The sequence below is a fragment of the Chitinophaga jiangningensis genome (genome assembly GCF_900142605.1).
Lineage (GTDB): Bacteria > Bacteroidota > Bacteroidia > Chitinophagales > Chitinophagaceae > Chitinophaga > Chitinophaga jiangningensis.
In genome coordinates this window covers 17,029-40,992 of the sequence record NZ_FRBL01000006.1, presented here as the reverse complement: position 1 = coordinate 40,992, position 23,964 = coordinate 17,029, and the positions used below count along the sequence as shown (strand labels likewise).

Genomic DNA, 23,964 nt, shown 5'->3' with positions numbered 1-23,964 from the left:
TCGTTGTTTATATGACTGTTTGTAGGGTTTGTTGTTGTAAGGGTAGTACCATGATAAAGGTGGCACCCTGGCCTTCCGTACTTTCTACGGTGATGTGACCGTTGTGCTTCTGAATAATTTTTTTCACGATCGCCAGTCCGATTCCCGTTCCCTCGTATTCCGATTTGCTATGGAGGCGCTGGAACATGGTGAAAATCTTATCTCTGTAAGACTCATTAATACCAATCCCGTTGTCCGCCACATAAATCCGGCAGTATTTCACTTTTTCCGTAGCGCCGGGCTGCTGTGATACCGCTTCTACCTCTTCTGACCAGATGCGGATAACTGGTGTTACCTCTTTCTTTGAAAACTTCAGAGAATTGCTGATCAGGTTCTGAAACAGTTGCCTGATCTGGTCCGGAATCACTTCTATTTCAGGCAGGTGGCTGATTTCCAGCACGGCATCTTTTTCTTTAATAAAAATCTCCAGGTCGCTCAGCGTGTCTCTGACGATGTGTTGCAGATTCGTTTTTGAATATACAGGCACGGCGGATAACCGGGAGAAATTTAGTACGTCATTGATCAGGTTACGCATCCTTTCTGAGGCCAGAATTACCTTTTCAATGTACTTCCCCGCTTCCGGCTGTTCGCCCAGATAGCGGTCGGACACCAGTTTGCTGAAAGTAATAATTTTCCGGAGCGGCTCCTGTAAATCGTGCGAAGCGATGTACGCGTATTGCTGTAGTTCCGCATTGCTGATTTCCAGTGCTTTGTTCACATCCAGCAGGGCTTTGGTACGCTCTTTTACTTTTATCTCGAGGTTGTCCCGGATATCATTCAGTTCTTTGGTTTGCCGATAAAGGCGGGTAAAGGTGCCAACTTTGAGCAGGAGAATATCCGCATCAAAAGGTTTTACGATATAGTCAACCCCACCGGAGGCGTAGCCTTTGGTGATAAAGCGCTTGTCAATATTTACGGCGGACAGGAATATGATAGGTGTATCTTTCGAGCGGCTGTAGCCGGAAATAGTTTCTGCTACTTCGTAGCCATCCATCCCTGGCATTTGTACATCCAGGATGATCAGTTCATATTCCCGTTTAAGGATTTTTTTTAGTGCTTCTTCTCCTGAGTCGGCAGTATCCACCTCATAATGGTGGAGTTGCAGCAATGTTTTTAACGAGTAAAGATTTTCCTGTTTATCGTCTACTATTAAGATCATAGTGGGCTTAGCTATCTTTATAAATGCGTAAAAGGCTGAATACGGCCAATAGGACCGTTTTCATTGGAGGTATTGACAACATTCAGCATGTTGGCGGAAAGTTTTAATCCCACGAGCGCTTCACTCAAATTCCCATCTATGTGATTAACGACGGTGGTGAGTATACTTTCCAGGTCCTTTACGTTAGTGGGCTTGGTTACAAATGAAAGGGCACCGTTTTGTAAAGTCTGCCGGATATCATTCGGGTGAGAGGAGGTGGTATAGATAATCACCGGGATATGTTGCAGTTGCTGATTTTTTTTCAGCTCCATCAGGCATTCCCTTCCATCCATGCGGGGCATGTTCAGGTCCAGGAAAATGATGTGCGGCTGATCGGAATTACCTGCCTGCAACAGTTCCAGCGCATCCTTGCCATTGGCCACGCATTTAAAGGCAACATGAGGGCTTATTTGCAGTAACACTTCCTCAAAAAGGTAAGCATCGTCATCATCGTCATCTATCAACAAGAACAGCGTCTTTCTATCTGGTACTGTCATAAAATTAAAATAATCATTTTTCACAATAATTATCGCCAAAACTCAATATGGCAGAGAATTTCAGCGGGCAAGCGTAGTCATGTAGCGTTTGTGTTGTTACTATAGGGACTGTATATCAGTATTCAATTCTTAGTGGCAGACTATAATCGTCTGGTTACGGACTGTACCAGTTCATCATATAAAATGCTGATCTGGCGCAGGGAGTACCAGCAAAATCTCTGCCGTGGCAGGTGCGTCGTAGTAGTGGTGGATTATGACGTGAAGCTCACTCAGGGAAAAATGGAAATAGTTGATTACAATCCACAAATAGTGGATTTTTCTCAACAACTTAAAAATACTTATACGTTCATGTACTCCCGGCTAAGGGTGGACTTTTGCCGGTGTCCAAATATGTTAAAGAAATGTTTACATAACCTTAATACACCAATGAGGTAATATTTCAGCCTTTCGATCTACCTTGGCGCCCGCATTGCACACATAAATTATCATAACACAACATTTCAACGTTAGTATCTATCGGCCGGTAACTACTTTCATTAATCAACCTTTGTATGAAGAATTTTCTCCTATTCTTCGTCATCTTTCTGATGGCGGATAATGTGCTTTTTGCCCAGCAAAAGAAAATTACGGGGACTGTGAAGGACAAGGCCGACAAAAGTGCGCTGCCTGGTGTAAACATCCGTGTAAAAGGAACAACAAGAGGTACACGTACCGACGCCAACGGTATGTTTACCATCATGGCTGACGGCAAAGAAACCATCATTTTCTCCTCCATCGGCATGATGCCAAAAGAAATTAAAGTAGATGGACAAACTGTAATCAATGTAGAACTCTCCACTGATGTAAAACAGCTGGACAACGTAGTAGTAACCGCATTGAACATTAAACGTGACGAAAAATCCCTCGGCTACGCCACCACCGTTGTAAAAGGTGAACAACTCACCCAGGCTCTCTCCGGTAACTGGACAGATGCCCTCTCCGGAAAAGTAGCCGGCCTGAACCTGATCCGCTCCAACAGCGGCCCCGCAGGTTCCAACAAAATTATTCTCCGCGGTGAAAACAACCTCACCGACAACAACGAAGCATTAATCGTAGTAGACGGAGTAGTTATCAACAACGGTAGCGCCAGAAGAACAGCTGTAGGTGGTGAGTCCGCCTACGGTACCAACAACGATAACATGCCCGCCGACTACGGCAGCGGCCTGAATGATATCAACCCGGAAGATATCGAATCCATCAACGTACTCAAAGGCCCGGGCGCTGCAGCCCTCTACGGCCAGCGCGGTGCTAACGGTGCCATTATCATTACCACCAAATCCGGCAGCAGCAAGAAAAAAGGCTGGGGAGTAACCCTTAACTCCAACGCCAATATGGAAAAAGTAAACCGCTTCCCTGACCTGCAATATGAATATGGTCAAGGCCTGGACGGCGCGGACTACTATTCCTACGGCACCACCACCGACGGCGCCAGCACCAGCGGCACCAGCTCCGCTTATGGTCCTAAATTCGACGGTCAGCAATTCTATCAATACGACCCGGTTACACAAAAAGTAGGCAGCACTAAAACACCCTGGAAGGCATATAATAACATCAATGACTACTGGGAAACCGCAAGAACCCTCACCAACAGCGTAACGCTCGACGGTGGCACCGATAAAACATCCGCACGCTTCTCCTTCACCAACGTTAATAATACCTGGATCGTTCCTAACACCGGCTATAAACGTAATTCCCTGGCCATGTCCGTTAACTCAAAAATTAACGACAAACTACAGGTATCTGCCAAAGTGAACTACAACAATAAATGGAGCGATAACCTGCCCGGTGCCGGTTATGGTAACCAGTCCATCATGTACTGGTACATCTTCTGGCAGCCAAGTGCCGATATCAACTGGCTGAAAAATTACTGGGGTAACGGCAGCGAAGGTAAAACCATCAAATATCCCTTCAGCTCCTACCCTTCCAACCCTTATGCTGTTGCTTACGAGTATATCAACAAAACCAACAGACATAACGTAACAGGTAGCTTCACCGCTAACTACGAACTCACCAGAGAACTGAGCGTACAGGTAAGATCCGGGGTGGACCTCTCCTATGAAATGCGTGCACAGGAACGCCCGTGGGGCGCCGGTGCCAAATACCAGAGAGGCAGCTACCGTACACAGGATATCTTTTCCATGGAAGCCAGCAGCGACTTCCTCCTGAAATACCAGAAGAAATTCAGCAAGGACTTCACCTTCTCCGCTACTGCCGGTGGAAGCATGCTGAGAAATAAGTATAATAAAGACGAAAACCGCGCTGACTCCCTCACGTATCCAAACGTGTACTCCATGGCCAATGCTGCGGGTCCTATCGTTACCATTCCAAGAACAGAAGAATACGGTATCAACAGCTTCTACGGACTGATGACCGGTTCCTATAAGGACTTCCTGTTCCTGGATATTACCGGCCGTCAGGACTGGAACAGTGTACTGGCAACGCCTAAACGTACTACCAACGCAGGCTTCTTCTACCCTTCTGCCAACATGAGCTTCGTCGTGTCAGAAGTAGCCAAACTGCCTGATTATATCAGCTTTGCGAAAGTACGTCTCTCCGCTTCCAGCGTAGGTAGTGGTACTACTACTCCCTATAGAACCGAATACTACTACGAATCTGCGGGTAGCCTTTACAGTGGTGGCCTCAACGTTCCTAACGTACTGGCTAATCCGGACCTGCGCCCACTGCGTACCACCACCTATGAGGTAGGTGCCAATGTGCAGTTCTTCAATAAACGTATCGGTTTTGATATCGCGCTGTACAGAGGAAATACCAAAGACCAGATCCTGCAACCATTCGTAGATCCTTCTTCCGGTTATAATTACGCTATCATCAACGCTGGCGTTGTACAAAACAAGGGTATTGAGATCGCGCTGAACACTACCCCCGTTCAAACCAAAGATGGTTTCAAATGGAGCTCCAACGTAGTGTTCTCCAGCAATAAAAACCAGATTAAATCCCTGCCGGACAGCTCACTGGTACTGCAAACCGGACCAGTAGGCGGCGGCCAGATTGTGGCCACCGTAGGCGGTAGCATGGGCGACCTGTATGGCCGCGGTTACCAACGCAGCCCCGATGGTCAGATCATCTACGACAGCCAGACCGGCGTGGCACTGCTCACAGAAAACATCATCTATCTCGGCAATACCATTCCTAAATTCAAAGCCGGCTGGACTAACACTTTCAACTACAAACAGTTTATGCTCAGCGCACTGTTTGATGGTCAGTTTGGTGCAGTAGGCCACTCCCTCACCCACTACAAACTGGCAGAACAAGGTAAAACCACTAATACTCTCCCCGGCCGCTACAGTGGTATCATTGGTAATGGCGTGGTAAGAAATGAAGATGGTACCTTCCGCAAAAACGATGTGGTAGCCTATGATATCGATGAATACTACCGTTCCCACTTCGGACAGGATAATGCAGAAGGCAGCGTATTCAGCACCGACTTCATCAAATTCCGTGAGTGCCGCCTCGATTATACCCTGAAACCAGCCACTGCTAAGAGAATCGGCTTACAGCGTTTAACCGTTGGCGTTTATGGTCGCGACCTGTTCATCTGGTCGCCATGGCCCATCTTCGATCCTGAATTTGGTACACTGAGCGGCACCGACATCGTAAGAGGTTTTGAAATCGGCCAGTTCCCTTCTACCAGGTCCTTTGGTTTTAACGTAATTATTGGTCTCTAAAAGCTAACAATATGAAGAAGATAATATATGCTATAGGTGTTACGGCGTTGGCGATGACTACCATGCTTACCTCCTGTACAAAAGATTTTGAAAAGCTTAATACGGATCCGAATGCTTCACAGAACACACTGCCTGCACAGCTGCTGGCTCCTGCCCTTGTGAACTCGGTATCTGCCAACCTCACCAGGAACCGCAATTTCAACAATGAGTTAATGCAGGTAACGGTAGATATGAGTGATGCAGAAGGTAAAGTGTTCCGTTACGATTATCGCAGTACCTGGTCGGACTATACCTACACCCAGTGGTACCTGCAGATCAACGACTTTAAAGCGATGTATAAAACCGCAACGGATCCGCTGACTGCAAATAAGTCGTACCAGGGTATTTCCCTGATTTGCCAGTCCTGGCTGTATTCCCTGCTCACAGATACTTACGGTGACATCCCTTATTTCCACGCTATGGAAGGTAAGGACAGTACCAACTTCCGCCCGGCATTCGACAGGCAGAAAGATATTTACCTGGATTTGTTTAAGCAACTGGATTCCGCCAACACCTTACTGAAGGCTAACGAGGCCATTGCTACCGGCAGTGATCCCGTGTACAATGGTGACGTAAGTAAATGGAGGAAATTTGGTAACTCCCTGTATCTGCGCCTGCTGCTGCGCATCTCCGGCAAGTCAGAAGTATCGGATCAGGTGATTGCTAAAATCAAGGATATTGTAGATGTAAACGCTGCTAACTATCCGATCATGACGAGCAACGCAGATGCGGCCATTCTCCGCTGGACCGGCGTTGGACCATTAACCTCTCCACTGCTCAATATCAGGGAACAGGATTTCAGAACACCGGCGATCTGCAGCTTCTTCATTGATCACCTGGCAGCCTGGAATGATCCCCGTATCGACATTCCTACCTATGGTTCCGGTGGATATAACAGATGGGGTATTATCCCTTACAGAGGAATGTTTAAAGGCGTGGAGAGTGGCTATACACAAGGACAGGGCGTGGTGAAACTCACCTATTTCAACTCCTGGACGGCTACATCTACCGGCCCCAGTCTGATGAATGAACCTTTGACGGGCATGATCCTGAACTATTCTGAAGTATGTTTCATCCTGGCAGAAGCAGCGGTGAAAGGCTGGCTGAAAACACCTGCCAGCACCTATTACAGAAGCGGTGTGTACAACGGCATTAACCAGTGGGTTCCAAAATTTACGGAAGACAGTGTGAATAATTACCTCGCTGCGTCCGACATGAGCTGGATAGAGGGAGAAAGCCTGGACAAGAAAATGGAACGTATTCACATACAGAAATACTACGGCATGTTCCTCACCGATTTCCAGCAATGGTTTGAATATCGCCGTACCGGGCATCCGGTACTGCCTAAAGGACAGGGCTTGAAAAATGGCGGTGTAATGCCTGCCCGTATGACCTACCCGGTTTTTGTGCAGTCCACCAACACGGCCAATTACAGGGATGCTGTGGCGAAGCAGGGTCCTGATCAGATTTCTACTCAGGTATGGTGGCAGAAGCCATAACCCGTTTAAATTTTTGTTTGTGCTAAAAATGTAATTAATGAAGAAGTTAAGCATATATAGTTCCGTTTTACTTGCCCTGGCGATGTCCTGGGGTTGTAATAAAGACGAAAACTACCCTGGTGGTGAAATCAATCCATCTATCAGCATTTTCGATATCAGGGGAATGTACAAGGGCCAGGACCTGACCCTTAGCAAGGCAAACATGGGCGGTTCGGTAAGAATAGCAGGTTTGGTGGTATCAGATCACAGGGCAGGTAATATGCCGGCAGGGATACTGGTAGTGGAAGATGGCCGCAGGCTTGGTAAAATGAGAGGTATTACTATTCCTTTGGGAGATGACGCAGCAAAGTATATATCAGGGGACTCTGTCCATATTAATGTAGAGGGTGCAGTGGTGACTAAAGTAAATGGTATGCTGCAACTGAAGGGCGTTACCAACGACAAGGTGACTAAAGTAGCATCCGGTCGCCCTATTCCGATCAACCGTGGTACAACTGCGCAGATACTCGCTCATCCGGCTGACTTCGAAAGTACGCTGACGGTAGTGATCAAAGGAGGATTTTTTCCTATGCCAGCTGAAAATGCAACTATTGGTGGTGACCTGGCCGTTACCGATGGTTTCGGTCGCGTAACGCTGCATACGGAAAAAACTGCGGGTTTTGCCGGTGCCGCTGTTCCATTGCTGGCCAACTACTATGGTGTTGTGTTCAACACTCCTGTTGGGGAAGATAGTTTAACGCCGCGTATGCAAATGCGTATGGAAAGCGATATGGACGTACTGAGTAATACGGTGGTAAAAACACCGCTGTTAATCTCCGGTTTCGCCAGCGATGTGAAAGGCGGTGACGGTAACTATGAATATATCCAGATGGTGGCAACCGAAGATATCGACTTCTCGAAAACGCCCTATTGCATGGTGGTAAATAATAACGCCAACGCATCTACGCCAACCGGTTTCCCTACCAATGGCTGGGCTACCGGTGGTATGCGTACCTATAAGATCAACATGACTTCAGGTGTGGTTAAAAAAGGTGATTACTGCTATGCCGGTGGATTGTATCAGCTGATCAATGGTTCCGGTTCTACGGCTATCCCTGCCAGTCAGTGGGTGGCTAACTATGATTATGTTGCAAAAGCAGGCCAGGACTTTGGCACTAAAACCGGTGGTTTAATGGCTAACAGTGGTAACGCTTTTGGTATTGCCATCTTCCAGGGCACCAAGGTAACGGCAACATCGGTACCTATCGATGTACTGTTTGTAAGTTCAGGAGGTAGTTTGTATGATCCGGGACCACCGGAATATGGTTATGCCATTGCCAATACGGATTTCTACGATATCAACGATCCTATTTACCGCACGCCGCAGCAGTACTATAGGAAAGGGTTGAATACACTTTCCTTAGTATACAATACTGCTGATGTGGGTTATTTCTATAAACTCGGTGGTGAGTATAGTACGGACCTGGGCCGCTGGCTCACTGCCCGTAGTCAGAACAACTTTACGATGACTAAAACTACCACAGCAGCTGAGTTGCAGGATTCTCTTGCGACCAAGCTGAAGTAATTGCAATAAGTTCCATGACAGATCCCGGCAGCGCAGGTTGCCGGGATTTTTTTTTGGTTGCATCAATAGCATTATAACAGCTACATATATACGAAATTACCTGCTGTAGCATCTCCTTTGTGCGCATTTGCCACTGCTGGTATACAACAGTCATGTACCCACGAAATCAGCAGCACTTGCATCTCCCTAAAAAAATATTAAAATTATTTTTCCTATTTTAAACCTGAACTTCAAATATTTACCCATTATACATTTTAATTACTCTACTAATTCTATAGGATATATAATTTTTAGATTGTACTTTTATCCCGGTTAATAATTCTGTGTGTAAGCATCCGTGACCCTGAACAACGATAGCAATCAAGATCAACGCATAACCTATAATCAGAAATCCATGACTAAGTTTTTACAGCTATTCATCCCTGTGCTGCTATTGGCGCACCTCGCCACGGCACAACAGGTGCTGAAAGGACGAATTAAAAACAGCGACGGGGAGCCCCTGCCCGGCGCCACCATTGTAGTGCGCGGTACGGCTACCTATGCTATCTCCGACTCGCTGGGCCATTTCAGCATCCAGACAAAAAAAGACAGACCTCAAACGCTGTTGGTCAGCTTCATTGGTCATAAACAGCTGGAAGTGCCGGTAGCGAAGCATGCCGGCGGTGAGCTGGACCTCACCCTGGCAAAAAATGACCTGCTCTCCGAAGTGGTGATCACCGCCAGAAGAAGAAAAGAAACCTTACAGAATGTACCTATTCCCATCACTGTATTGAGCGGTACACTGGCCGAAGATGCAGGCGCATTTAACGTAAACCGCCTGAAGGAACTGATCCCTTCCGTACAACTATATTCATCCAATCCAAGGAACACAGGATTGAGTATCCGCGGCCTTGGTACTACATTTGGCCTTACCAACGATGGTATTGATCCGGGCGTAGGTTTTTATGTAGATGGGGTGTACTATGCGCGCACGGCCGCTACCACTATTGACTTCCTCGATGTAGAACAGATTGAGGTACTGCGCGGCCCTCAGGGTACATTATTCGGTAAAAACACAACCGCAGGTGCTTTTAATATCACCACCAAAAAACCGGCCTTCGACCCCGGCGCTACCTTTGAGCTGAGTTATGGCAACTATGGTTACATCCAGGCCAAAACCAGTATCACCGGCCCGCTCAGCAAAAATCTGGCTGCGCGTGTATCCTTTGTAGGTACCCAGCGTGATGGACTGCTCTACAACGTAAAAACAGATAAAAAAGTAAATGACCTTAATAACCTGGGGGGGCGCCTCCAACTGTTATATAAACCTTCTGAAAAAGTAGAAGTCCTCTTTGCGGCAGATGCTACGCGTCAGCGCCCGGATGGTTATGCCCAGGTATTTGCTGGCGCAGCCCCTACGCTGCGCGCCGGTTACCGCCAGTACAGCGCAATTACTGCTGACTTAAATTATAAAGTAGCCAGCACCAATCCCTTCGATCGCGTGATTGACCACGATACACCCTGGCGTTCCAACCAGGACTTCGGTGGTGCTTCCATCAACGTAGACATTGCGCTGGGCAACGGTAAGCTCACCTCCACCACCGCCTATCGTTACTGGAACTGGGACCCGTCCAACGACCGCGACTTTACCGGTTTGCAGGCACTGGCAAAATCACAGGCGCCTTCCAAACATAAGCAGTGGTCGCAGGAAGTACGCTGGGCCGGTACTTTACTCCCTAATGTATCCGCCGTATTCGGTGTATTTGCCTTTGGCCAGAAGTTAGGGCCTGATGGTGCGCACGTGGAGGAATCCGGAAAAGATACCTGGCGCTTTTCACAAAGCTCTACCAGCACATTGTGGAAAACTCCTGGATTATTTGAGGGTTTTGGTATCAGATCATACCCTAACCTGAAAACCTTTAGTGGCGCCATTTTTGGTCAGCTCGACTGGAAAATTACGGAGCACCTGAGTATACTTCCCGGTTTGCGTTTCAACTACGACAATAAGGAAGTGAACTTTAAAAGAGAAGTATATGGCGGCCTGCAAACAGAGGACCCGCAACTGCAGGCACTTAAAAACGGGATATATACCAATCAGTCGTTCGAATCAAAGATCGACGACACTAACTTCTCCGGACAGTTAACTATTTCCTATAAAGCCAATGATCGCATCAATGCTTTTGTTACCTACTCCACTGGCTTTAAGCCGGTGGGTCTTAACCTGGGCGGTTTACCAACGGTTTCCGGCAAGATCATGACAGAGCTGGCCGTGGTGAAGCCGGAGTCGGTACGCCACTACGAAGTAGGTCTGAAAACCTCACCTACCAACAATTCCACTGTAAACCTTACCGTGTATAATACGGACATCTCCGATTATCAAACACAGGTACAGGCAGCGGACCTTTCTGTGAACCGCGGTTACCTGGCCAATGCCGAGAAAGTGCGGGTGCGTGGTCTGGAACTGGATGCGAACCTGCGGGTGAGAGAGTTTCTTTCCCTCTATGGTGGCCTGGCCTATACAGAAGGTAAATATGTGAAGTTTACCAATGCACCCCCTCCCTTGGAAGAAACCGGTGGTCCTACCTTTAAGGACATCTCCGGCGGCGATTTGCCAGGCATTTCCAAGTGGGCAGGTTCATTGGGAGGAGAGCTAACCACCAAGGGAAGTTTGATCAGCCTGAAGGGCAACTATTTCCTGGCACTGGAAGGCTTTTATCGTTCCCGTTTCTCTTCCAACCCATCGCCTTCCAAGTACCTGCAGGTGGGATATTATAGTCTGCTCAATGCACGCTTGGGCTTCCGTGCGACCAGTGGTCTTACTGTATTTGTATGGGCCCGCAACCTCCTGGATGAAAAATACTACGAACAGCTGCTGCCAGGAGCCGGCAATGCCGGCCAGTATGCAGCCGTACTGGGCGATCCAAGGACCTATGGCATAACCATTCGTTACTCTTTATAAAATTGTCTTCTTTTGCCAGGGAGCAGCGGAAATTTACCGCTGCTCCTTTTTTATTTTCGGGATGTGGATAATCGTTAATTTGCATTATAATCGTTTACCTCTCAACCCGAAAGTTCACGTATGCATTTTATGAAGAAATTAGTGCCGGCATTGCTGTGCACCAGCATGAGCTTATATGCACATGCGCAAAAAGTAGTGGAACCCACCCACATAAACCCTGACTGGACAAAGACCTACCAGCCATTCTGTATTGTTGGAAACCTGTATTATGTAGGCACCTACGACCTGGCCAGCTACCTGATCACCACGCCTTCCGGGCATATACTGGTGAATACCGGCCTCGCTTCTTCTGCTGATGTGATTAAGAAGAATGTAGAGTCGCTCGGATTTAAATTTTCTGACATCAAAATCCTGCTTACCAACCAGGTGCACTATGACCACGTAGGCGCCATGGCCGCCATCCAGCAGATGACAGGCGCTCAGTTCATGGTAGACGCCGCGGACGCCGCCGTAGTTAAAACCGGCGGTAAAACCGACTATGAGCTGGGTGGTGAATTCAGTACGTTTAAGCCCATCAAAATTTCCAGGGAACTGCATGACCGGGATGTTATTAGTTTGGGAGATGCCAGGCTCGTTATGCTGCACCACCCAGGCCATACAAAAGGCTCCTGCAGCTTTATAATGGATGTGAAAGATGGCAGCAAAACCTACAAAGTACTGCTGGCCAACATCCCCACGATTATTGTAAGCAAACAGTTTTCTGAGGTGACCAAATACCCGCAGATAGCCGCCGACTATAAATACACACTGGATACTATGCCTAAAGTGCAGTTCGATATCTGGGTGGCCGCACATGCCAGTCAGTTTGATCTGCAGCGGTTACGCGGAGAGAAAGATGGGTATAAGCCGGAGTTGTTTATGAATAGAGAGGGGTATGATAAAAGGATTGAGAAGATAAGGAAGGAATGGGAGGAGAAGGTAAAATAAATAACGCTTTTGATCTAAAGTCTTGCTAATGGCTTATTAGCAGGACTTTAGATTATATCTGTACCAGGAGTGTATTTAATAATTATCAGAATGAAATTACAAGGTTTAGTAGAACTTGTTATGCATGTGTTATTATGCAAAGTAAAATGATTTTAAGCAGGTAGTAAATGTAAATTGCACTCCTGAGATAATTGTCGGAATTGATGGAAATCAAGTTTCCTTCATAACGCATAATGAATAAAATTAAACCAATATTTCATCTATTAGCCATGACAGCGCTCATCGCTGCACTCGGGATGAGTGTATATCATACAACTGATAATGGCACATCCCTCATCTCTTTCTTTCTGTTCTTATTAGGTACAACAGCGGGATTCGCTGTTGCTTATCTGATATTAAAACTAGTTTCGAAAAAATAACCAGGAAAGTTATCAGTGCATTTATACTGTGGACTAGTTTCAAACTGCTTTCTAAATTTGTAAAACATAAAAGTCACATTGCAGTGCCAGGGCATCAGCGTTAATGGGACTATTTCACCTGGCGTGTAAATTTGAAATTGGTCAAATTAAAAATGCAATTTGTAACATCTTGCCATCGCCTCATAAAGCATGAATTAAAATATTAATTCATTCGCTTTCAGCTTTTCCTTATCGAGTAAACTTATTGTAGTTTTAATCTTAGTTCTTTTTTCATCTGAAAGAAATCTTGGCACTAAAAGATTTACATCTATATCAAATAGAATACTTATTACAATAAGGTCTTGAAGTGTGAAAGGCTTAATTCCGTTTATTAACTCTGACATATGAGTTTTGCTTTTATGCCCAAGCAATAATCCAAATTCAGCTTGTGTCAGGCTAAATTCTTTTAGTTTTCTTTGAATAATATTTTTTCTTTTTTGAATAAAAACCCTTTCACTTTCCGCGATTTTTTCCGCTTTCTCACTCTCCTGCATCTGTGCCCAGGAAATAGCCTTTGCATCTTTCCAAACTCTGTTTTCATATTCTTCAATCAAATCGCGGAGTTTATTTCTCAGGTCTTTGAAATGGGAATTTTCTTTCGCCAACAGACGTAATTTACGATCGGCGATCATGGCGCGCTCATAGTCTAGCTCATTATTAATTGAGCCTGCCGCAATAAATTTTTCGATATCAAAATGTGTTTTCATTAGTTTATATATTCCTTATTTCTAAGCCATTTCTCAATTGTCGCCTTATTGTTCTTAAAAGTTCTTTCATATTCGTCATGTGTTCCCGCTCAGATTATAGTAGCCTGTCCCTCTTCATCAAAATCAACCAGTATAAATGTTCGATGAACATGAATATTTAAAAAATAGAAACCATCACTATGGACACAATCCGCATCCTTTCTTACCTCTGTTAATTTAGAACTCCTTGGATTAAATTGTTCCAAATCCTCCAATAATTTATCAATTGCATCCCAGAGCTTCCTATTTCCTTTATTTTTTACTTGTAATTTTAAAAGTAACTTTTTACCAAGGATTCTCATTTTGATATGGTTATGGCTGGAGTGGAAAACCGGTATTTGGTAAATTACCCCGCTACAAAAATACAAAAAAGTTCGGAAATAAACAGAACTTTTCATTGCCCACGCGTTAATCCAATCCATACTCCTACAATTCGATTTTTGCACTATTTCTAATTATTTGTACATTAGTTTTACGCACAGAATCCGGCCGAATCAAGTAATATCCACTGTTGCGAATTGCTTTCAGATTCCCTAATTTACGCATACATTTAACATTCGTTTTCCAGAAAACGATCGCAGGTATGAAAGAATTATAATAAAATCCCAAAACCAAATGCTTTGACCAGCTGCAAATAAGGTAGAAAAATATACTCTAATTATAATAGCGAAGGCTAACATCACACAATCCCATTGAGGTTTGAAACACATAACAAGGCATGAGAAAGTGTTAAACAAAATAGAACAAAACAAATATAAATGAATAACGAGACTACTATTTGGACCCCAATATCCATATTCCTAATTGCAATCGCACTAGTTGTATATTGGATAATTCGTGAGAGTAAGCGCAAGAAGGAGTGGCGAAAAAAGAAAGAAGTATATGACGCATACCTTGCAAAACTAGAGGAGGCCTATAAAAATTCCCTTAAGGGGACAGATAAATCCCTGGCTCTGGACCTTGGTCGGAAGTACTACAAAATGATCCGTAATGGCGAACTCACGATCTATGACGAGCAGGCAATAGCCAATGATCTTTCTACTATGAAATAACATCCATTTATGAATCACAGACCTTGTGAAGCCAGACAAACTGGATAAAACACCTGATTACGTAGTGAAGTATTGCGTTATGCCCTATTTGTTAGCATTTATAATAATTAATGATCAAACTATTGTGACGGCAGATCGAGTTTACTCTAAAACACTAATACATGGAATCTATTCTTAAATACACTGGAATTGCAGGCTTGGCTATAACCCTGGCGTTTTTATTATTTAGGTCTATTATCAAACGTGAGCTTTTCCCTACCATGACCAAGAAGCAAGGATACAACATATTGAGGTTAATCATAGCTGGAATATTCACGTTGTCCGTTCTATGCATTGTCCTGTATTTTTACAAACAAGCTAAGGATACCCCAACTACCACAAGCCCTACTACAGGTTCCAAATCGTCCGATAATCATGGTACAGTGATTGGGGATGTCATTTCGGCCGAAACTGTAAGTATTAATAAAAGCGAATTACCTGAGTATAATGGAGATTTCGCCAATAACGATTTTGAGTTTTTTTTGGATAAAAATAATGGACGGACAATCTTTATTGATATGGCTATAGGAGCTCAGAAGTTTGATAGCTCGCGGATTAGTGATGAATACTTATATGAAGAACCAACATACATTCAACTGATGGAAACAACGCACAAAATTTATACCGAAGGAGGGCACTATGTTGATTCCGATGTGAAGAAATTGAAATTTTGCGCGTTGCACTCTCCTCAATCTAAGATATATTGGAAGAACCTGAAACAAAAAGATTGGGACGATGAGCACATCTATTACGAATTACCTCCAGGATTTGTTACAGTAACGCTGGAAATTAGCGATTTAAATAAAGGTATGGTACAATGGAATAGGGGCACGATTTATATTAGAGGGCAATACAAGGTTATTTACCAGTTAGGTGGTCAAGGATACAACTTTGCAACCTTACGACCAATTTGAAAGTATTAATTAGGCATTTACCCACCAGCCTGTCGAATTCTTAGCTACATTTAGACCAAGGATGACTCACATTACCGTGGAATTTCATTCTATTGGAGCTAGCCTTTGTCAATTATTTTCCTTCACAGGAATAATATAAATTTATTACATACAGTTCTCAAACCAGAATCATTAACATCTGCATAACAAAACCCTCCCCAACATTTTTTTTGCCCTTTCCACAACTTTCAATATGTTTGAACATATGAACAATATACCACTCCTGGATCACGACAGCAAAATCCCCCTCCACCAACAGGCGGAAGATCAGCTGCGTAAACTCATCAGCGATAACCACTTTCGCGTAGGCGATGCATTTCCAAAAGAAACCGACCTCGCCAAAAGATGGGGCATATCCAGAAATACCCTTCGCCAGGCCATTTCCAACCTCGTACGCGATGGCCTCCTCGAAAGAAAAAAACGCAGCGGCACCACCGTTCGCAAGAAGAAAATAACAACCGACCTCGCCAACTGGCTCTCCTTCTCCCATGAAATGGAAGATAAAGGCACCCCGTTTAAAGACATTAAACATGCCGTAGACCTCATGAAAGCAGATAAGGAAACAGAAGAAAGACTCGGCATACCACACGGTACCAAAGTAGTATCACTGGAACGTATACGCAGCACCGGCCGCAACCCGATGGTGTATTTCAGATCCTACTTCCACCCCCGTGTAGGCCTCACCGGTAGTGAGAACTTCAAAAAGCCACTGTACGAGCTGCTGGACGAAGAATTCCACGTAGTACCAGTATACTCACAGGAAGAAATACGCGCCATCGCCGCCACAGAAAAAATAGCTGCCTGGCTCAAAATCGAACCCGGCGCACCTGTGCTGGAACGTAAGCGACTCGTACTCGATGCCGGCAGAAAACCCATCGAGTTCAACATATGCTACTACCGCAGCGATGCTTTCACCTACAGCATAGAAATTAAACGACCTATCTAGAACAGTAAACAGCTTAGCACAATGAACAATAGAAAAATAGGAATAGATGTAGGCGGGAGCCATGTTACAGCAGCCGTATTCACGGACGGTGACACTCCCGTCAACACTATCCGAAAACAGATCAGCCCCGATATGCCGGCAACGGATATCATCCATACCATCGCCGACTGCATCCAGCCACTGCTGCAACCAGCAGTCTCCGGTATCGGCATCGCATTTCCCGGCCCATTCGACTATCAAAACGGCATCTGTGCCGTTAATATCGGTAATAAGTTCAACCACCTCTTTGGCCTGCATATCAAACAGGCCTTGCAGGACATCACCCATACACCTATCACCTTTGCCAACGATGCTCACTGCTTTGCTAACGGCATCGCACACACGTACAATGGCCGCACCATAGCACTCACGCTCGGCACCGGCTTCGGCTCTGCCTTCCTGGAAAATGGTAAACTGGTCACCAGCCACGAAGATATCCCCGCCATCGGCGCATTTTATAAGGAACCATTCCTCAACAGCACTGCGGACGACTACTTCTCCACCCGCTGGCTGCTTCAACAGTTTGAACAAACCACCGGCATATCCGGCACCAGCGTGCGGGAAATGACGGCAGCCTATCCCGAAGCTGCCACCACCATCTTCCAAAAATTCGGACAAAACCTGGGCACATTCCTCCTTCCATGGGTCCGTAAATTTAACTGCCAGCAGCTGGTAATCGGTGGCAATATCGCCAAAGCATGGCCACTATTCCTGCCAGCACTGAAACAGCTTGTCACTACGGACATACACATCTGCGAGGATACGGAAACGGTTATACTACGTGGCGCCGCCAACCTGACACCTGCCTCTCCTACAGCAAACGAAACCAGGAAAACGACGCAACCGCTGCTACCTGTTACAACCAATAAGGTAAGCAACGAATACAACGTATTCCCTTCCTATCATATCCAACAACCGATCCAGGAAGGATTTCAGCAGCTGGCACAAACGCTGGCCAACGAAAAAAACATCATCATCGATGGCTTCGGAGGCGTCATCTGGGAAACCTTCCGGGAAAAACTCCATGGGGCATTTACTGCAGCTGGCAAGCAGGTACGCTGGTATAACGTGAACGTATGTACGCATACAACTGAACATATCAACCGCCTCGTCAGCGACTATATTTATAACAATGATCCGGTGTTTGGAAAAGTATACCCCGGTTCACTGCGCGAGTTCTTTGACCCTCAACAGCTGGCACTCCTGCATCCGGACGCTTTCGAAGGCATAAACATCATCTACGGTACCGGCGCGGCACTGTCGCACATCCCTGGAAAACTCGTATACCTCGATGTGCCTAAAAACGAAATTCAATACCGCATGCGCGCCGGCAGTGTCACTAACTTCGGTACCACGGAAGCCACTTACAAACGCCTCTACTTCATCGACTGGCCTATACTCAATAAGCATAAAGCAGCCCTGCTGCCAGCCATCGATATTATCGTAGATGCACAACGGCCTGATACCATCACCTTCACCACCGGCGACATCCTCCGAACTGCCCTCGAAACCATGCTCCACACCGGCTTCCGGGCAAGGCCATGGTTCGAAGCCGGCGTATGGGGAGGCAACTGGATGAAAAAACATATCCCCGGTCTTAACCAGGAAGAAATTAATTACGCATGGTCATTCGAACTGATTTCCCCGGAAAACGGGATTGTCCTCAGCGGCAATAACTATCTCCTCGAAATTTCATTCGACTTCCTCGCCTATCACAATAACAAACTCCTGCTGGGCCACGCAGCAGAAAGATTTGGTACCGCCTTCCCAATCCGGTTCGACTTCCTCGATACCTACGACGGCGGCAACCTCTCCATTCAATGCCACCCGCGGCCTGCCTACACGCAGCAACACTTTGGCGAACCGTTCACACAGGACGAAACATACTATATCCTCGATTGTGAATCGGATGCAGTGGTTTACCTGGGTTTCCAGGGAGATATTAACCCTGCCGTATTCCGTGATACCCTCGAAAAGGCCGTTCAAACAGGGCAACAGGTGGATATCAAAAAATACGTGCAGGAGTTTAAAGCCAACAAACATGACCTGTTCCTGATTCCTAACGGCACCGTCCATGCCTCAGGTAAAAACAACCTGGTGCTGGAAATCAGTAGTACGCCCTACATATTCACGTTTAAAATGTACGACTGGCAACGACTTGGCCTGGACGGCAAACCAAGGCCCATCCACCTGGAACGTGCCTTCGACAATCTCTATTTCGATCGTAAAGGTGATTATGTCAGGGAGAAGTTAATCTCGCACCAATACACGGAAGCGAGCTTCCCTAATGGCCGCAAGGTAAAACTGCCCACGCATGAAGAACATTTTTATACGGCCGACAGGTACGAATTTACCGGAACACTCACCATCCCCTGCGATGATCAGTGCCACATATGTATGCTCGTAGAAGGTTCACAGATCAGCGTTTCCGCAGGCGGCACCACGCAAACTTTCCAATACGCGGAAACATTCGTGATACCCGCCGGCGCTAAAGAATACCAGTGCCACTACAGCGGCGAAGGAACAGCCTACCTGGTAGTAGCCTACGTTAAACACACACATTGCTAACTGCAAATAGCTACCGTTATGAAAAAAAATTCTTTCACTACACTCGTCACCCTCATCGCCGCCCTCGGAGGCTTCCTCTTCGGGTTTGATATGGCAGTGGTGAGTGGCATCATCGATCCTGTAAGAACGCAGTTTGCACTGTCCTCCTCGCAGGAAGGATGGTTTGTATCCTGCGCCCTCCTGGGCTGCATCGCAGGCGTAGCCTTCTCCGGCTACCTCAGCGATAAAATCGGTAGAAAGAAAGTATTGTTCATCGCCGCCATCCTCTTCCTGGTAAGTGCGGCATGCTTCTCTTTCTCCAATGCTTACCCGCTGATGATCGCCTTCAGGATAATGGCAGGAATGGGCGTGGGCGTGGCCTCCAACATCTCTCCACTGTATATCTCCGAGCTGGCACCGGCCAAATCCCGCGGGCGACTGGTTACGTTCTATCAACTCGCCATCACCATAGGTATCCTCTGCGCTTACGTCAGCAACCTGTTTCTCCAACGCTATTCCGCCGGTCATTCACCGGAAGGGCTCCTGGGATGGTTGTTTGTAACAGAGGTATGGCGAGGCATGTTCCTCGTCGGCGTAATTCCTGCCGCAGCATTCTTTCTACTGCTGACCATCGTGCCGGAAAGTCCACGCTGGCTGGCACGCTACGGTCGCGATACAGAAGCCCTTTCCATCCTCACAAAAATGAATGGTGAACAGCTTGCCAAAGAAGAACTAGCCAGCATTAAAGCTATTTCAAATACCACCGGCAGCAGCAGCGAACTATGGAAATCGCCACTGCTGAAATTGTTAATACTGGCAACAGTGCTCACAGCACTATCCCAGTTCAGCGGCATCAATGCAGTGATCTACTATGGACCTACCATCCTGAAAGAAGCCGGTATCATCACCAACGAAGCCCTATTATACCAGGTAATACTCGGCGCCGCCAATATGATCTTTACGTTCATCGCCATCTGGAAAGTAGACTCCCTCGGCAGGCGACCGCTGTATTTAACCGGTTCTATCTGCGCAGCCATCGCATTGTCCTTAACCGGATTGTGCTTCCTGAACAATATTACCGGATGGTGGATGCTGGCCTGCATCAGCCTCTTCCTGCTATTCTTTGCATTTTCTCTGGGGCCACTCAAATTTGTAATTGCCACGGAAATATTCCCCACGCATGTTAGAGGTACGGCACTGTCCATCTGTATCCTTACCATGTGGGTGTCCGACTGGATCGTTAATCTGTTATTTCCCATCCTTCGGGATCAGATAGGTATAGGCGCCACCTTCTTCATATTTGCCGGCTGCTGCGTTGTATCGTATCTGTTCGCCAGAAAAAATCTCTTCGAAACAAAAGGAAAAACACTGGAAGAAATTTCGCTCACGATTAATCCTGCATCAAAATGAAAAAAATAATTACGGGCATAACCGCTGCTGTACTGGGGTTATGCATGCAAACCTCCGCACAGAAAACCGTTCCTTACTTCGGAACCATCAACTGGATCAATGGCTACGAAAAAGAAATTTCAGGCGAAAATATCCAGTACTATTCTGCATTTCCTGACTATGCCACTACGGCATTGCTTACACGTACCACCGATGGTAACAAAACCATCGAATGGCAAACCGGTAAAGTGCCGGCAAACAGCAAAGGCCAGTACGTTTACTTCAGCTGGGTCGCCGGCCATTCCACCGGTACCAGCAGCGGCCCACGAAACTTTGACCTGTATGTCAACAACCGTAAAACGCTCACCTTTACCACCCTGCCGGGCAATCAGTCGCCCGTATGGTCGTATGCCGCGGCAGACAGCAGCAGGATCGTGTTCCAGCAAACCGCCCGCGACGGTGCAAGCGACGCACATGGCCTGATGTTCCTGCGTATACCCGTTAGCGTTACTACGCCAGGTAAACCGGTTACACTGCGCATCACCGGACAGGCGCAGCAAAGCAACGATTGGTTCATGACCTTCAAATTTGCCTTCCAGGAAAAGGTAGACCTGCTCCCGCAGCCCTTCCTCCTCAAAGGTGGTAAACAGCCGATTGCCTTAACAGCACTGCATTTTGGCACACCTGAAACCCTGCAGGTAAAGGTGAACAACCTACAGGTAGCTACCTATAATATTAAAGATGGCATCAATCGCTTCGATATTCCGGTAACAGCTGTGAAACAAAAAGACAGTGTACACATTGTAGTGAGTAACGGTAAAAAAGTGGTGGCGGATAAATTTGTAACGCTCCTCCCTGTTACCTACCGCGAACTGGACCTGATCCACCACTCCCATACGGACATCGGCTATTCCCATATGCAGCCGGAAGTTTTGAAAATCCACCTGAAAAATATCGATGATGCCCTGCAAATGATAGCAGCCACACGCAACTATCCGGTAGAGGCGCGCTTTAAATGGAATATAGAATCGCTCTGGGCAGTGGAAAACTATATGCTGCAGGCCAGCCCGGAAAAGAAGGCAGCTTTCATCAAAGCGGTGAAAGAAGGCAGCATCTGCCTTTCTGCCCTGTACGCAAACATCTTAACCGGTCTTAGTTTGCCGGAAGAGCTCTTCCACTACACCGACTACGCCAACCAGCTGAAAAAAGAATATGGCCTGCAAATCCCCAGCGCCATGATCTCCGATGTGCCGGGTTATACCTGGACTACCGTTACGGCACTGGCACATGGCGGCGTTAAATATTTCTCCAGCGGTCCTAATTACCTGGGAGAAAATCACCCCTACCTGGGCGACCGCGTAGGCCATTTCGTACGCACCTGGGGCGATAAGCCCGTATGGTGGGCGTCCCCTTCAGGCGAAGAGAAAATCCTGCTCTGGACAGGCGGCAAAGGCTATTCATCCTGGCATGGAACTGCCCCAGGCGGCGTATTTGATCGCGGCCCTCAAAAAATAGCCACCTACCTCCGGGAACTCGATGCGAAAAAATATCCCTACGATATCGTACAATGGCGTTACAATATTGTGGCCGACAACGGCCCTATCGACACCGCCATATCCAGGTTTGTAATGGAGTGGAACGAAAAATATCAATCTCCCAAACTGGTACTAAATACCGTAGATAAATTATTTAAAACCTTCGAAGACCGCTACGGTAAACAATTGCCAGTAGTGAAGGGAGATATTACCCCTTACTGGGAAGACGGTGCCGCGTCTACCGCTGCCGAATCCGGTAAAAACCGGGTGAACAGTCTGCGCCTGCAACAGCTCACCAATGCATGGGCTGTATTGCAGCCCGGCACTTTCCCGCAGCAGGACTTCTACCGGGCATGGACCAACGTAATTATGTTTCATGAACATACCTGGGGTGCACATAACAGTATCAGTCAACCCGACGTCCCATTCGTTACCGGCCAGTGGCGCATCAAAAAACAGTTTATGCTGGATGCCGACAGCATTACCGGCCAGCTGGAATCTGCGCTGCTTAAGTCGTTTACGGATAATAACTCCAAACGCATTGCGGTAGTCAACACCTTATCGTGGGCACGTACGGGCATGGTGAAAATAAAAGTTCCTGGTAAATCAGTGATCGACAGCAAAGGCAAAGCCTGGCCGCTGCAGCAATTGCAGTCGGGCGAATACGTGTTCATGGCCCGCGAGGTACCACCATTGGGCACCGCGGTGTATGAAGTATCCGACAAACCGGTGAAAGCAACATCTGTCTTTAAGCAATCTGGTAACACGATTTCCAACGGCATCATCACTGTTTCATGGGATGCCAACACAGGAAGCATCACCAGTTTAAGTGCAAAAGACCAGTATAACTATGCCGGCACTTTCGGCAACCAGGGCCTCAACAGCTACTGGTACGTGCCTGGTATGGACCCGGCCAAAGCGGAATCCAATAGTGGCATTACCGCACAGGTACTGGAAAACGGCCCGGTAGTAACTACAATCAGCTTAACCGGCAATGCTCCCGGCGCCAATAGCATCAACAAAAAAATTACTTTGTATGCAGATGCTGGTGAAGCGTTGATAGAGAATATCGTGGATAAAAAACCCGTACGTGAAAAAGAAGCGGTGCATTTTGGTTTCCCATTTAATATCAGCAATCCCAAAACCACTCTGGACGCAGGCTATGGGACCTTACGGTATCTCGATGATCAGCTGCCAGGCTCCAATATGGACTTCCTGTTTGGTCGCCGCTGGCTGGATGTTTCCAACAACGATCGCGGTATCCAGTGGATGCTGCTGGAAACACCAATGGTAGAGCCGCAGCAAATGATTGATGAAAGAAAGGTGATAGACCAAAGTCATAAAGAATGGCGGAAAACCGGTACGCCTACCGCCACCTGGTTCAATTACATTATGAATAACTACTGGCATACCAACTATAAAGCCGATCAGGATGGCAAAAGCAGCTACAGCTATGCACTGCGGCCGCATACAGGTAACACCGCAACAGCGCAGGAACAGGCCGCAGCAGCATTTACCCAGCCACTGTTAGCTTTCCCTGCCCGGAAAGATTTACATCTCCCTGAAAATTTATTCCGGATATCAAATACGCATATTATCATCACAAGCGTAACGCCACTTGATAATAATCGTTACCAGGTACGACTGTTCAACCCTGAGTCAAGCCGCCAGCAGGGCCGGTTTGTATGGGGCAGTTTTACCGGGAAGGATATGGAGGTAGATTTACCGGGGATGGGTGTGAAGGAGGTGATTGTGAGTAAGTAAAAAAATACAC

At 46.7% G+C, this 23,964-nt stretch carries 15 protein-coding genes; 11 read left to right on the top strand and 4 right to left on the bottom strand.

Annotated elements, in window-relative coordinates:
- Nucleotides 1-7: 7 nt before the first annotated feature.
- Nucleotides 8-1,198 (bottom strand): hybrid sensor histidine kinase/response regulator, encoded by a 1,191-nt coding sequence (locus tag BUB18_RS15685; RefSeq protein WP_073082862.1) that lies wholly within the window; start codon nucleotides 1,196-1,198, stop codon nucleotides 8-10.
- 17 nt (nucleotides 1,199-1,215) lie between these two features.
- Complete coding sequence (locus tag BUB18_RS15680; RefSeq protein WP_073082860.1) at nucleotides 1,216-1,734, bottom strand: response regulator; 519 nt, start codon at nucleotides 1,732-1,734, stop codon at nucleotides 1,216-1,218.
- Between the two features lie 551 nt (nucleotides 1,735-2,285).
- On the opposite strand from BUB18_RS15680, the gene BUB18_RS15675 reads away from it, so the two are divergent.
- From BUB18_RS15675 to bla, 5 genes are all read left to right on the top strand, one after another.
- Entirely contained in the window at nucleotides 2,286-5,459 is a 3,174-nt protein-coding gene (locus tag BUB18_RS15675) for a SusC/RagA family TonB-linked outer membrane protein (protein ID WP_073082858.1), read from the top strand.
- A gap of 11 nt (nucleotides 5,460-5,470) precedes the next feature.
- Nucleotides 5,471-6,997, top strand: coding sequence for a SusD/RagB family nutrient-binding outer membrane lipoprotein (locus BUB18_RS15670; protein ID WP_073082856.1), 1,527 nt, complete (start codon nucleotides 5,471-5,473; stop codon nucleotides 6,995-6,997).
- Nucleotides 6,998-7,034: 37 nt separating this feature from the next.
- Nucleotides 7,035-8,561 carry a DUF5689 domain-containing protein gene (locus BUB18_RS15665; RefSeq protein ID WP_073082854.1) on the top strand — a complete coding sequence of 509 codons (1,527 nt, stop codon included), beginning with the start codon at nucleotides 7,035-7,037 and terminating at the stop codon, nucleotides 8,559-8,561.
- Between the two features lie 394 nt (nucleotides 8,562-8,955).
- Nucleotides 8,956-11,499 (top strand): TonB-dependent receptor, encoded by a 2,544-nt coding sequence (locus BUB18_RS15660; RefSeq protein ID WP_073083808.1) that lies wholly within the window; start codon nucleotides 8,956-8,958, stop codon nucleotides 11,497-11,499.
- Nucleotides 11,500-11,619: 120 nt separating this feature from the next.
- Nucleotides 11,620-12,486 carry a subclass B3 metallo-beta-lactamase gene (gene bla, locus BUB18_RS15655; protein WP_218588050.1) on the top strand — a complete coding sequence of 289 codons (867 nt, stop codon included), beginning with the start codon at nucleotides 11,620-11,622 and terminating at the stop codon, nucleotides 12,484-12,486.
- A 613-nt stretch (nucleotides 12,487-13,099) separates the two neighbouring features.
- On the opposite strand, the gene BUB18_RS15645 is transcribed toward bla, so the two are convergent.
- Nucleotides 13,100-13,651: a transcriptional regulator gene (locus BUB18_RS15645; RefSeq protein ID WP_073082849.1), complete on the bottom strand. Its 552-nt coding sequence runs from the start codon at nucleotides 13,649-13,651 to the stop codon at nucleotides 13,100-13,102.
- 89 nt (nucleotides 13,652-13,740) lie between these two features.
- On the bottom strand, nucleotides 13,741-14,112 hold the full coding sequence (locus BUB18_RS15640) for a hypothetical protein (protein WP_218588049.1): 372 nt from the start codon (nucleotides 14,110-14,112) through the stop codon (nucleotides 13,741-13,743).
- A 336-nt stretch (nucleotides 14,113-14,448) separates the two neighbouring features.
- Here BUB18_RS15640 and BUB18_RS15635 point away from each other — a divergent pair, with 336 nt between their 5' ends.
- From BUB18_RS15635 to BUB18_RS15610, 6 genes are all read left to right on the top strand, one after another.
- Nucleotides 14,449-14,742: a hypothetical protein gene (locus BUB18_RS15635; protein ID WP_073082847.1), complete on the top strand. Its 294-nt coding sequence runs from the start codon at nucleotides 14,449-14,451 to the stop codon at nucleotides 14,740-14,742.
- Nucleotides 14,743-14,903: 161 nt separating this feature from the next.
- Complete coding sequence (locus BUB18_RS15630; protein WP_073082845.1) at nucleotides 14,904-15,695, top strand: hypothetical protein; 792 nt, start codon at nucleotides 14,904-14,906, stop codon at nucleotides 15,693-15,695.
- 244 nt (nucleotides 15,696-15,939) lie between these two features.
- Entirely contained in the window at nucleotides 15,940-16,680 is a 741-nt protein-coding gene (locus BUB18_RS15625) for a GntR family transcriptional regulator (protein WP_073083805.1), read from the top strand.
- A 21-nt stretch (nucleotides 16,681-16,701) separates the two neighbouring features.
- Entirely contained in the window at nucleotides 16,702-19,287 is a 2,586-nt protein-coding gene (locus tag BUB18_RS15620) for an ROK family protein (RefSeq protein ID WP_073082842.1), read from the top strand.
- Nucleotides 19,288-19,305: 18 nt separating this feature from the next.
- The gene (locus tag BUB18_RS15615) at nucleotides 19,306-20,676 is read left to right on the top strand and encodes a sugar porter family MFS transporter (RefSeq protein ID WP_073082839.1); all 1,371 of its coding nucleotides are present in this window, start codon (nucleotides 19,306-19,308) and stop codon (nucleotides 20,674-20,676) included.
- Nucleotides 20,673-23,954, top strand: a complete 3,282-nt coding sequence (locus BUB18_RS15610) for a glycoside hydrolase family 38 C-terminal domain-containing protein (RefSeq protein ID WP_073082836.1) — start codon at nucleotides 20,673-20,675, stop codon at nucleotides 23,952-23,954. The genes BUB18_RS15615 and BUB18_RS15610 overlap by 4 nt, the downstream gene beginning before the upstream one ends.
- The last annotated feature ends 10 nt before the right edge of the window (nucleotides 23,955-23,964 follow it).